This is a genomic window from Kitasatospora sp. NPDC086791, from assembly GCF_040685975.1.
In the GTDB taxonomy this organism is placed as follows: domain Bacteria; phylum Actinomycetota; class Actinomycetes; order Streptomycetales; family Streptomycetaceae; genus Kitasatospora.
The window spans coordinates 83,860-95,125 of record NZ_JBFBOC010000014.1 but is presented as its reverse complement, the minus strand read 5'-3'; the positions used below and the strand labels follow the sequence as shown (position 1 = coordinate 95,125).

12 protein-coding genes are annotated in these 11,266 nt (G+C 75.0%); 5 read left to right on the top strand and 7 right to left on the bottom strand.

From position 1 onward, the window contains the following. Window positions 1-165: 165 nt before the first annotated feature. Together AB0Q99_RS20395 and AB0Q99_RS20390 are read right to left on the bottom strand one after the other, a co-directional pair. Window positions 166-858, bottom strand: coding sequence for a DUF6629 family protein (locus AB0Q99_RS20395; RefSeq protein ID WP_363573716.1), 693 nt, complete (start codon window positions 856-858; stop codon window positions 166-168). An 8-nt stretch (window positions 859-866) separates the two neighbouring features. Next, window positions 867-1,871: a DMT family transporter gene (locus AB0Q99_RS20390; protein WP_363573714.1), complete on the bottom strand. Its 1,005-nt coding sequence runs from the start codon at window positions 1,869-1,871 to the stop codon at window positions 867-869. A gap of 348 nt (window positions 1,872-2,219) precedes the next feature. Here AB0Q99_RS20390 and AB0Q99_RS20385 point away from each other — a divergent pair, with 348 nt between their 5' ends. After that, on the top strand, window positions 2,220-2,483 hold the full coding sequence (locus AB0Q99_RS20385; protein ID WP_363573712.1) for a dsRBD fold-containing protein: 264 nt from the start codon (window positions 2,220-2,222) through the stop codon (window positions 2,481-2,483). Between the two features lie 468 nt (window positions 2,484-2,951). Here the strand turns inward: AB0Q99_RS20385 and AB0Q99_RS20380 are convergent, their stop codons facing one another. Next, the gene (locus AB0Q99_RS20380) at window positions 2,952-3,842 is read right to left on the bottom strand and encodes an alpha/beta hydrolase (RefSeq protein WP_363573710.1); all 891 of its coding nucleotides are present in this window, start codon (window positions 3,840-3,842) and stop codon (window positions 2,952-2,954) included. 163 nt (window positions 3,843-4,005) lie between these two features. Between AB0Q99_RS20380 and AB0Q99_RS20375 the strand changes: the two genes are divergently transcribed. Beyond that, on the top strand, window positions 4,006-4,449 hold the full coding sequence (locus AB0Q99_RS20375; RefSeq protein WP_363573812.1) for a MarR family transcriptional regulator: 444 nt from the start codon (window positions 4,006-4,008) through the stop codon (window positions 4,447-4,449). A gap of 42 nt (window positions 4,450-4,491) precedes the next feature. On the opposite strand, the gene AB0Q99_RS20370 is transcribed toward AB0Q99_RS20375, so the two are convergent. Further along, window positions 4,492-5,418 (bottom strand): AEC family transporter, encoded by a 927-nt coding sequence (locus AB0Q99_RS20370; protein ID WP_363573708.1) that lies wholly within the window; start codon window positions 5,416-5,418, stop codon window positions 4,492-4,494. Between the two features lie 163 nt (window positions 5,419-5,581). Between AB0Q99_RS20370 and AB0Q99_RS20365 the strand changes: the two genes are divergently transcribed. After that, window positions 5,582-6,064: an HD domain-containing protein gene (locus tag AB0Q99_RS20365; RefSeq protein WP_363573706.1), complete on the top strand. Its 483-nt coding sequence runs from the start codon at window positions 5,582-5,584 to the stop codon at window positions 6,062-6,064. A 219-nt stretch (window positions 6,065-6,283) separates the two neighbouring features. Here AB0Q99_RS20365 and AB0Q99_RS20360 read toward each other — a convergent pair whose 3' ends face one another. Next, on the bottom strand, window positions 6,284-6,658 hold the full coding sequence (locus AB0Q99_RS20360) for a transglycosylase SLT domain-containing protein (RefSeq protein WP_363573704.1): 375 nt from the start codon (window positions 6,656-6,658) through the stop codon (window positions 6,284-6,286). Between the two features lie 443 nt (window positions 6,659-7,101). Then, window positions 7,102-8,754, bottom strand: coding sequence for a carboxyl transferase domain-containing protein (locus AB0Q99_RS20355; RefSeq protein ID WP_363573702.1), 1,653 nt, complete (start codon window positions 8,752-8,754; stop codon window positions 7,102-7,104). A 353-nt stretch (window positions 8,755-9,107) separates the two neighbouring features. Between AB0Q99_RS20355 and AB0Q99_RS20350 the strand changes: the two genes are divergently transcribed. Both AB0Q99_RS20350 and AB0Q99_RS20345 read left to right on the top strand, forming a co-directional pair. Beyond that, window positions 9,108-9,440, top strand: coding sequence for a ribonuclease (locus tag AB0Q99_RS20350; protein WP_363573810.1), 333 nt, complete (start codon window positions 9,108-9,110; stop codon window positions 9,438-9,440). 265 nt (window positions 9,441-9,705) lie between these two features. Beyond that, on the top strand, window positions 9,706-10,242 hold the full coding sequence (locus tag AB0Q99_RS20345; RefSeq protein ID WP_363573700.1) for a universal stress protein: 537 nt from the start codon (window positions 9,706-9,708) through the stop codon (window positions 10,240-10,242). Window positions 10,243-10,297: 55 nt separating this feature from the next. Here the strand turns inward: AB0Q99_RS20345 and AB0Q99_RS20340 are convergent, their stop codons facing one another. Further along, window positions 10,298-11,014: an alpha/beta hydrolase gene (locus tag AB0Q99_RS20340; protein WP_363573698.1), complete on the bottom strand. Its 717-nt coding sequence runs from the start codon at window positions 11,012-11,014 to the stop codon at window positions 10,298-10,300. Window positions 11,015-11,266 lie beyond the last annotated feature (252 nt).

Genomic DNA, 11,266 nt, shown 5'->3' with positions numbered 1-11,266 from the left:
GACAGGAAGCGAGAGGGGCCGGAGACCGGTTGTGGCGCCGGGTCCGGACTTCCACGCCACCGCACTCGATGGGAGGACCGATGATCTGCTGACGGCATCGCCCCGTCATGCGCTCCCTGACCGCCTACGACCACCAAGACCGCCCACGACCACCGACCCTCCGCATCAATCGTCCAGGGAGCGTTCATCGGTCCGGCGGGTGGTCGGTCCGGCGGGCTCGGCGACGGGTGGGCGGCCCGCCCACCGGCGCAGCAGGAGGGCGGACAGGGCGGCGAGCGCGCACCAGGTGGAGACGAAGGCGAGGCGCCGGAGCAGGGCGCAGGCGAAGGCGCCCGCGCCGGTGGCGAGGCCGAGGCGGCGGAGCGACGGGTCGCCGCTCGCGAGGAGTGAGCCGACGGTGGCGAGGAGGTAGCCGGTCAGGAGGAGGGCCGGGTGCGGGATGCCGATGGCGTAGCCGAGGGTGTGGCCGTGCGCGGTGGCCGTCACCGGACGGGAGGCGACGGCTGCGGCGAGCGGGGCCGCGACGGCCGCGCCGAGCAGGGCGAGCCCGCCGAGCACGCGCCGTCGGGGGCCGGTGGTCGCGCACCACACGGCCGCCGGGACCAGCACGGGCAGTAGCGGGAGGGCGATCACCGCCCAGGCGGTGCGGGCCGCCCCGGCGAGGGCGGCGGGCAGCTCACCGTCTGTACCGAGCCAGACCAGCGCCTCGATCAGCTGGTGCAGACCCAGCACCACGGGGAGCGCGGCGAGCGGTAACCGCTGGGGCCGGCCCGCCCGGTGGGCGCGGACCAGGCACGCCACCCCGGCGGCCGCGACCACCCCGCCGACCACGGCGTCCGCCTGCGCGCTCCAGCACATCGGGACCTCTAGCCGGACTTCCCGGGGACACCGTCCGATCCCTCTCCGGGACTGCCGCCGGGTCCGTCCCCGGGACTGCCCTCGGGTTCGCTCCCGGACCGCCTCTCGGCGCCGCCTTCGGATTCGTCCTCCGGCGCGACCCCGATGCTCTCCAGGGTTTCGCGCACGGTGCCGGGCATCGCCGGGTGGCGGCCGATCACGATCACCCCGACCACGATGGCCAGCATCCCGGCCGACTGCCAGGCCAGCGCACTCGGGGTGACCCGAAGGCGGTCGCCAAGGAAGCCGACCGCGCAGGCGATCCCGGCCAGCGGCTGGGCGGCGGTCAGCGCCGGCAGCGACATCCGCAGCGGCGCGGCCTCGAAGGCGCTCTGCACCAGCAGCAGCCCGACCACGCCCGCCACGATCACCGCGTACGGCTGCCAGCTGCGCAGCACCGCACCCAGCCCCTCGTGGTCGAGGCGCTGGGTGGTGGTCCGGGTGAGCGCGTCCTGGAGTCCGTAGAGCAGTCCGGCGGCGAGCGCCAGCAGGGTCGCCTCCTCGAACAACGGCAGCCGCCGGGCCATCGAGACCAGCAGCACGACCAGCCCCACCACCGTGCCGACCACCAGCCAATGTCGCAGCTCTCCGGCGGGCGCCCCACCGCCCGTCGGCTTCCCGGCCACGATGAAGGCCGTCACCCCCAGGCCGAGCAGCAGCACCCCCGCCCAGCCGGAGCGGCCCAGGGTCTGACGGGTCAGCACCCGGGCGAGGGCCATGGCGAACAGCAGATTGGTGGCCAGCAGCGGCTCGACCAGGGACACCTCGCCCTGGTTGAGCGCGAGCGCGGAGAGGATCAGGCCGCTGACCATGAACCCGGTGCCGAGCAGCCACTGGGGCATCCGCATCAGGTCCAGCAGCAGCCGCCAGCGCAGGAGATCGGAACGGGGAGCCTGCTGCGCCGCGTGCTGCTGGAGGACGAAACCGAGCCCCAGACAGCAGGCCGCGCCGAGGGCGAGGAGGAAGACCGCCACGGAGGGACCACCAGGTTGTCGCTGCCCGCGCCGCGCCGACGGGTCCGGGGAGGGTCGGCCGTCGCGGCCCGCTCCCGTCAGCGTACCGCCGGGGCGGCGGCCGGGCCGATCGGACGCGGTGCGCCGCACTGCGGTGCGGACCACCGGCCGGCGCTGCGGAGCTGGGGCGTGGCGGTGTGGCGGCACTGCGGCGTGGCGGTGCGGACCCGCGTCGCGCGCCCGGTGCCGTCGGCAGCGCTTGCCGCTATCGGCGGGGCAGGCGCACGCTGGTGTGAGCGGCCGCCACGGTTCACCGTCCGTGCCGGTCAGGACAGCCACGGACGGGGGCCGGCGCCAGGAGGTGTGGCAATGCACAACCAGTGGGACGTGGAGCTGACATTCGACGAGGACGGCGTGCACACGGCGTGTGACGCCAGGTTGACGGGCGCGAGGGCGCCGGGCCTGAGCGCGCGCGGCGAGGCCGTGAAGAGCGCCGACGACCGTCCGCTCGCCAGGATCGGCGAGGAGGTCGCGGCCTCCCGCGCCCTGGAGGAGCTGTCCCGCAAGCTGCGGGTCCAGGCCACCGGGGAGATCGAGGACGAAGGACACCGCCCGAGCTACCTGATCTACTGACGGCGGCGATGGCGTCGAGCGCGGCGACCGCCACGACGTCGGCCGTGGAGGCGGCGGCGGTCACGGTCCGGGGCGGAGGCGGCCGCAGGGTTTCGGCCGCCTCCGCCCGGCTTGGTCCGCCCACCCGGTTCACCGCCCGACGAGGCCTGCCCACCGGGCCGTGAACCGGATGCCTGGACCGGCCCGGTGCCGTACTGCCGGGCAGGGAGGGGCAGTTGTTCCGTACCCGGCGTGCTCCGGCATCGGACCGCGCGGCAGGAGACATCACGCAGCAGGAGACGGAGGGTGGATCCGGCGGGGCGATGCCCGGGCGGGTGCCCTGCCCTCTGGGGAGTCCGCGACGGCCCGGTGCGGGTCCGGATCCGGATCTGGCACGCCCGGCGCTGACCCCCCACCGGCTCCTTCGACTCGCCGTTGCCCAGGCGCCGGTGGCGACGGCCGGCCCCGCCGTCAGCGCTGGGACAGCCGTCAGCCCTGGGACAGGAAGTCCAGGACGCGCCGGTTGACCTCGGGCGCACCCGCCATCGGCAGGGCGTGATGGGCGACGTCCGGGAGGATCGCCACCTCGGCCGACGGGAGGGCGTGCCGCGCGGCTTCGGCGACGCGGACCGGATCGTGGGCGCGGCTGCGGCCGGCGAGGAGGGTGAGGACGGGAGCGGCGAGGGTGCGGAGGCGTTCGGGTGAGGGCCGTGGGCCGGTGACGACGCGGGAGGCGGGGAAGCCGGCGTAGCCGAGGGCGTAGAGCTCCCGCCAGTCGGGGTCGAGACGGGGGCCGCCGCCGCTCTCCCCGTCGAGGTAGGCGCGGGCGCGGGCCGGGGTGCGGCCCGGGAGGAAGAGGGGGAGCACGCGCAGCAGGTAGCCGGGGCGGAAACCGGCGAAGCACTGGGTGGGGTCGAGCAGCGCGAGCCGGCCGACCCGGTCGGGCGCGTGCAGGGCGTACTCCAGGGCGATCCAGCCACCGTACGAGTGGCCGCAGAAGTCGGCCCCGGGAACGTCGAGTCCGTCGAGGACGGCGTCCAGCCAGCCGAGCAGTCCGGGCACGCCGTCGAGGGCGGCGCCGTCGTGGACGCTGCGCCCGGGGTCGCCGATGAGGTCGACGGCGAGGACGCGGTGCCCGGCCCCGGCCCAGGCGGCGGCGTTGGCGAACCACAGGGCGGAGGTGGCACCGCCGCCGTGCAGGAGGACGAGGGGGCGTCCGTCGCGGGGGCCGCAGGCGTTGATCCGGGTGGTGCCGTGGGCGGTGCGCACGGTGAGGGCCTCGACCGGGACGGGCCAGCGGGCCAGCAGGGCGTCGTAGGCGGCGAGGAAACGGGCGGCCGGGACGGAAGAGGCGGGTGAGGGGGCGGTGCGGGCGGACATCATGGGCCTCCGCGGGTGTGGTGTGATGGCGTGCGGAACCACTCGCCCGGCAAGCATCTTGCCCGACGAGTATCCCGCTCAGCGATTATCTCGCTGAACGAGAGAAATGATGGCACGAGTGTGCCCGAGGAGGGACGACGGGGTGTCCGAGGTCGAGGAGCCGATGCGGCTGGTCCACCTGCTGCGCGGTCTGACGGTCGAACTCGACTTGTTCGGGGCCGAGTTCGCGTCCCGCAACGGTCTGCATCCGACCGATCTGCGGGCGTTGATCCACCTGCTGGACGCCGCCCGGGCCGGGGAGGTGGTCACCCCGGGCCGACTCGGCGAGGCGCTGCACCTGAACTCGGCGGGGACGACCGGCCTGGTGGACCGGTTGGAGCGGCTCGGGCTGATCCGCCGCGAGCGCGACCCGCAGGACCGCCGCAGGGTGCTGCTGCGGGTGGAGGAGCGGGCGATGGAACTGGGGCAGGGCTTCTTCGGTGGGTTGATCGGCGACCTGCTCGGGGCGATGCGGGGGTTCGACCCGGCGGAGCTGGACGTGGCCCGGCGCTTCCTGGAGGCGATGACCGGGGTGGTCACCGCCGCCAGGCGGGCCGGGCCGGAGTAGGCGGGGGGCTGCGCCGGGCCCGGTGGGGACGGGTGACGGGAGCTACGCCGGGCCGAGGCCCCAGCTGATCACCGACAGCGTCGCCATCGACACCAGCGTCGACCAGAGCACCGCGTCCCGGGCGAGTTCCGTGCCCTGTCCGTACTCGCGGGCGTAGGTGTACACGTTCTGCGCGGTCGGCAGCGCGGAGAAGAGCACGACGGTGAGCAGTTGGTGGGCGGGCAGGTGAAGCAGCGGGCCGGCCACGACGAGCGCGGCGAGCGGCTGGACCAGGGTCTTGACCGCGACGGTCAGCCCGACCTCGGCACGGCGCGAACGGCCGTCCGCCGGCGGCCGGTTGTGCAGCGATATGCCGAGGGTGACCAGGGCGGTCGGCACGCCGGCACCGCCGAGCAGTTCGCAGGAACGATTCAGCTCGGCGGGCAGGTGCACTCCCGTCGCCGAGACGACGGCGCCGAGCGCGGTGGCGAGCAGGATCGGGTTGCGCGCCGGCAGGGTGAGCAGGGCCCGGCGGCCGGCCGCACCGCCGTCCAGCACGGCGAGGACGGCGGGGGTGACCAGCAGGATCTGGAACAGCACCACGGGAGCCACGAAGGAGGCGTCACCGAGGACCTGCATGGTCACCGGGATGCCCAGGTTGGCGGAGTTGACGTACCCCGAGGCCATCGCGCCGATGGCCAGCTCGCCGGGCTTGCGCCGGAAGAGCAGCCGCCCGGCGAGCAGCCCGAGGCCGGTCGCGACGGCGGTGCCGGCGGCGAAGGCGAGCATCGACGGGTTGGCGAAGCGGTCCAGCGGGGTGCGGGCGATCATCAGGAAGAGCGCGGCCGGCATCGCCACGTGGAAGACGAACCGGTTGAGCACCACCTCGGCGTGCGGCCCGAGCAGTCCGGAGCGGCCGACGACGTAGCCGACTCCGGTCAGCGCCCAGATCGGGGCGAAGCCGGACAACAACGGATGCAGGGATGGCATGGTTCCTCGGATCGCTCGGACGTGTCTGCCGGGTGCGGCGGGGGTCTCCCGCCGGGGGCGTCGACTTCCGGGCTCCCGGGCCGGTGGACCCTCGAAGCCGTGAACCCCCGGGGCAGTAAACCAGTGGCCGTCGGAGCGTTGATCACGGGCCTAGGATGAGCCGATGGATGAGCCGGAGGGTGAGCCCGTGGACGACGAGTACCTGAGCCTGGCCGAGGTGGAGGCGATCGCCCGCCGTGCCCACCGGGGGCAGGTGGACAAGAACGGGCACCCGTACAGCGAGCACATCGCGGCGGTCGCGCGCGGGGCGGCCGCACGCGGTGGCAGCGAGGCGCAGATCGCGGCGGGCTGGCTGCACGACACCGTCGAGGACGACCGGCTCAGCCGGGAGTGGCTGGCGGTGGCCGCGCTGCCCGAGGAGACCAAGGCGATCGTGGACGCGCTCACCCGGCGTCCGGACGAGCCGGTCGAGGACTACACCGCGCGCATCCTGGCCACGCCCGGCGCGCTGCTGGTCAAGCGCGCCGACCTCGCGCACAACTCCGACCCGGCCCGGCTGGCCTCGCTGGACCGGGCGACCGCCGAGCGGCTGGCCGCCAAGTACGCGCGGATGCGCGAGCTGCTGGGGCTGACGGGCGAGCTGTGACGACCGGACGGCCGGGCCGATCGTGACGGACGGACGGACGGACGGACGGTCGGTCGGGCCCGGCCGCAGCGGAGTGCCGGTCAACCACGAGAGGGCCCGGGCCACGCGGATCGCGCGGGTCCGGGCCCTCTCGGGCACCCCGGTGGTCCCTGTCCGACCCCCGGGGTGAGGGGGAGTGGTCAGGGGGCGGGAGGGGATCGGTGAGCCGACGGGGCCGGCTTAGTACCAGTGGTGGTTCTGCCAGAAGGCCCAGGCCGCGTTCGGGCTGCCGTAGCGGGAGTTCATGTAGTCCAGCGCCCACTTGATCTGGGTGGCGGGGTTGGTCTTCCAGTCCGAGCCGGCGGAGGCCATCTTGGAGCCCGGCAGCGCCTGGGCCAGGCCGTACGCGCCGGAGCTCGCGTTGGTCGCGGTCACGTTCCAGCTCGACTCGTGGGAGATGATCTGGCTGAACGAGGCCAGCTGGTTCGCCGGGACGATCTGGGCGGCGATCGCCTGCGGGGAGGCGGTGGCGGCGTTCGCGGTGGCGGGCAGGACACCGGCACCCAGAGCGGTCAGGCCGGCGGCGCCGGCAAGAATCGCGGCCGAAGTACGCATACGGAGCTTGAAAGCGGGCATAAGGAACAAGACCTCAATCGGGTTGGGCCGGGTCACGCCCCGCCCATGACCACGGGCCGGACAGGGGCCGTTACGGTCACGGGGCGTGACTCGGCGATAAGCCGTTCACCGGCGGGACAGGTGCCGGTGCGGCTGGCGACGGAGACATTGTTGCCAGACGGGATCGGCGCTCGCCAAGACCCCCTCGTTACGACCGACGGTCGTACGCGGGCCGGTTGCCGTGGATTCGAAGGGTCGGTCGCGCGGAGCGCGCCGACCCCTTGTGACGTGGGCGAACGTGCGGGTTCCGGGGGAGGGCCGGAGGGGCCGGCGGTGTCTACTACGGTCCGTCGTGGGGGCTGATTTCGTGTGAGCGCACTCACCGTGCGGGCCGCCGCGGCCGTCACCGGCGGATCCGGAGACGGCACTTTGGGTACAGACGATCAATCCGCCGCTGAGACCGGCACCACACCGGGGGCGGATGGCGGGCGGAGGTCGCCCAGTCGCCGGTGCCGCGCCGCCCGGGCCGCGAGCCGCTCCGCTTCGGAAGCCGTCCCGAGGGCGCCCAGCGCCGCGCCGACCGCCCGGCCGAGCCGCGCGCAGAAGGCCTCCGGTTCGTCGGCGGCGTCCGGCAGCTCCGGGACCACCTCGTCCACCAGCCCGACCTCCGCCAGGTGCCGCGCCCCGATGCCCTGCGCGCGGGCCAGCTCGGCGGCGTGCCCGCCGTCGCGGTGGACGATCGCCGAGGCACCCTCCGGCGGCAGCGGCGCCAGCCAGGCGTGGCTCGCGGCGAGCACCCGGTCCGCCGGGAGCAGCGCGAGCGCTCCGCCGCCCGAGCCCTGGCCGAGCAGCACCGCGAGGACGGGGGTGCGCAGCGCGAGCAGGGTGGTCAGGCAGTACGCGATCTCCACCGCGATGCCGTCCCGCTCGGCCTCGGCGGACAGCTCGGCCCCGGCGGTGTCCACCACGGTGACCAGCGGCAGCCCGAGCTGCTCGGCCAGCCGCGCGGTGCGCCGGACGGCCCGCAGGTCGGCGGCGGTGAAGGGGCGCTCGTGCTCCGGCGTCCGCCGCTGCTGGCCGACCACCAGGACGGGCCGGCCGCCCACGACGGCGAGCGCCCGGACCAGTGCGCCGCCACGGCCGCCGGGGGCGTCGAGCAGCACCAGCTCCTCGGCGGAGTGCCGCAGCAGTTCGCGGGTGCCCGGGCGGTCGGGGCGGCGGGTGCGGAGGACGGAGTCCCAGGCGTCGGTGGGCTCGGGGGCGGCGGGCCCGGCGGTGCGGGCCGCGGAGGGGTCGATGGAAGGGGCGCCCGTAGAAGGGGTGTCGGTGGAAGGGGTGCCCGTAGGAGAGGTGGGGCTCGTCGGCGCCGGGGGCGGCGTGCTGAGCACGGTGAGCGTGCGGCGGACCAGCTCGCGCAGCTCCTGCGGCGGTACGACGGCGTCCACCAGCCCTTGCTCGGCCAGGGTCTCGGCCCGCTGGACGTCCGGCGGCAGCTCCACGCCGCGCAGCTCCTCGTACACCCGCGGGCCGAGGAAGCCGAGCCGGGCGCCCGGCTCGGCGAGGACCAGCTGCCCGAGCGTGCCCCAGGAGGCGAAGACCCCGCCCATGGTGGGGTTGCGCAGGTAGGTGAGGTAGGGGAGGCCGGCCGCGCGGTGGGCCTGGACGGCGGCGGTGATCCGCAGCATGCAGAGGAAGGCCGCCGAGCCCTCCTGCATCCGCGTGCCGCCGGAGACCGGCAGGGCGAGCAGCGGCAGCCGCTCGGCGGTGGCGCGCTCGACGGCCCGGGTGATCCGTTCGGCGGTCGCGACGCCGATCGATCCGCCGAGGAAGCCGAACTCGGAGGCGATCAGCGCGACCGGCCGCCCGTCGATCAGGCCGAGGCCGGTGAGGACGGCCTCGTCCAGACCGGTGCGCTCGCGGGCCCGGTCGAGCGAGGCGCGGTAGCCGGGATCGGCGGGTGGGCCGGGCGGCGGTTCGTCCCAGCTGTGGAAACCGTCGGGGTCGACCAGCAGGCCGATCAGCTGATGGGCGGTCAGCGCGGCCCGCCGTGCGAGCGCCGGTGGAGCGGTCCGTGCGCCGTCCTCGTTCGTCGCCATGTCCACCCCGTCAGAGCTCGTTCCGGTCCGTCGTGATCCGTCACTCTATGCGGCGGGGGCCGGGCGCGGCGAGAGCCCGCGGAGCGGGGCGGGAGGGCCTCGGCGCCAGTTCGATGACGGTCGACCCTTGTACCGTCCGGACGGTTCGTGGACGGCACCGGGGAGTGTCGGCGGGGAGTGGCGTCCGGGCTGGGATACGGGTCAAGTCGCCGCAGGTAAAGGGGAGTTACTCGCTGGTTAATACTTCGGTGGAGGGCTTCCGGAGTTGACGGTGTCTCGCCACACTGGGGGGCATGACTCGCACTCTACGCGCGTGGAAGACCCGCGCCGCCGCCGTCACCGCCGTCGCCCTGATGACCCTCGCACCGGTCGCCGTCGCCACCGAGGCGCACGCCACCGTGAGCGGCACGGTGTGCCTCTCCGCCCTCCCGCCGGAGGCCGCCGACACCCTCGACCTGATCGCCTCGGACGGGCCGTTCCCCTACTCCCAGGACGGTGTGGTCTTCCAGAACAGAGAGCACGTCCTCCCCGGAGAGTCCTACGGGTACTACCACGAGTACACCGTCGTCACCCCGGGCTCCCCGACCCGCGGCGCCCGCCGGATCGTGACCGGCCAGGGCTACCAGGAGGACTACTACACCGGCGACCACTACGCCACGTTCTCCCTGGTCGACCAGACCTGCTGACCCTCCCGGCAGCACGGTGGCCCCGGCGCACTTCCCCGTCGGGGCCACCGTCGTACCGTCGCCCGGGGCATCAGGGACGCGTACGGAACGTCGGGCGCCGCATCAGGACCCCGTCAACGGGAGGCGGCCGCACGGTCGCGGGGCGCTTTGCTGGGGTGCGACGGGAGCGCGGCACGACGCTCCGAGGGTTCGGGCTCCGAGGGTTCGGGCTCCGGCAGTTCGGGCTCCGACGGTTCGGGCCGTGGCGGGGAAGGCAGGGGCGGGCATGGCGGACAGCGCGCGCGGTGGTGCGGACGAGCGCCGGATCGTGGTCGGTCTCAGCGGCTCGCTCGGCAGCCTCGCGGCCCTGCACCACGCCGTCGCCGAAGCCCGCCGGACGGACGCCGAGGTGCTCGCGGTGCTCTGCTGGGTCCCGCCGGGCGACGAACTCGGCTACCGCCGCACCCCCTGCCCACCGGTGATCACCGCCGGCCGCGACGCCGCCGTGGCCCGGCTGCGCCAAGCCCTCGACGAGGCCTTCGCCCGCCGCTACGCGGGCGTCCGGCTGCGCTGCCAGGCCGTCCGCGGCGAGGCCGGCCACACCCTGGTGCGGTGCGCCGACCGCCCCGGCGACCTGCTCGTCCTCGGTGCCGGGCGCGAACGCGGCCGCCTCGCCCGGCTGGTGCGCCCGTCGGTCACCGCCTACTGCGTCCGGCACGCGGCCTGCCCGGTGCTGACCGTCCCGCGCCCGCCGCTGCAGCGCGACCTGGAAGCACTCGAACGGCACGGGCGCGGACTGCGGGCACCGGCCGCGCCGAACTGACCGGCGGCCCACGGCCGGTGCGCGACGACGGGACCGTTGCCGCGCACCTTCCCCGCTACGCCACCCCGGCCGCCGCGGCGAGGACGGCGGCGGTGCGGCGGCCGGCCGCCAGGGCGTCGGCGGCCGTGGCGGGGAGGCAGCGCCGGGCCTCCGGGCTGTAGACGGTCATCACCACACCCGCGTGGTCGGTGGGGAGTTCGACCAGTGCGGCGGTCGGTACGGCGGCACTCAGCTTGCGGGTGTGCTCGACGTCCACGATGTCGTCCGCCGTGCCGTGCACCAGCCAGAGCGGGACGGGGGAGGGGGCCGCGGCCAGGTGGTCGAGCGGGGCCGCGCCGGTGGTGACGGCCGGGTCGGCGTACGTCGAGGCGATGCCGACCGCGGCGGCGGGCCGGAGTTCGACGGGGGTGTCCGGGTGGGTGGCCACCGAGACCGCCTCCCGGCCGCCGAGCGACCAGCCGGCCAGCACGAAGCGGGCCGGGTCCCCGCCGTGGTCGGTGGCGATCCGGTGGGCCCGAGCCAGCGAGGCGAGCAACTCGGCGGCGCCGCCGTCCGGCTGCTCGGAGCTCCAGTCCGGGACGAGCACCAGCAGCCCGAGGTCGGCGGCCGCCCGCGCCAACGGCCGCAGCACGTCCCGCTCGTTCGGCCCGCGTCCGTGCCAGAGCAGGACGACGGGCGCCGGCCCGGCCGCCTCGGCGTGGGCGGTCGGCCGGTGGACGTCCATCAGCCGCCCGTCCGTGTACGGAACGACCTCGGGTGGAGCGCTCGTCATGCGGGGTTCGCCTCCGGTTCGGTGACTGATCATCGAGCTGGTACTGTACTTCTTGTCGCGAGGGAGATGATTCCTCGTCAGGCGTCAGTGGTGCTACCAGAGCACGTCCTACTTTCAGTAGGGAGAGTCCGTGCGACCCGGGCCTGGCGCTCTACCGTCGGATGGGGTTCGGTGCCTTTATGGGTGCCGGGCTCCATTCGCGTTTCGGGGTCGGTCGGGGCCGGTTGGTGGGTGGTTCGGCGTTTCGGTGCG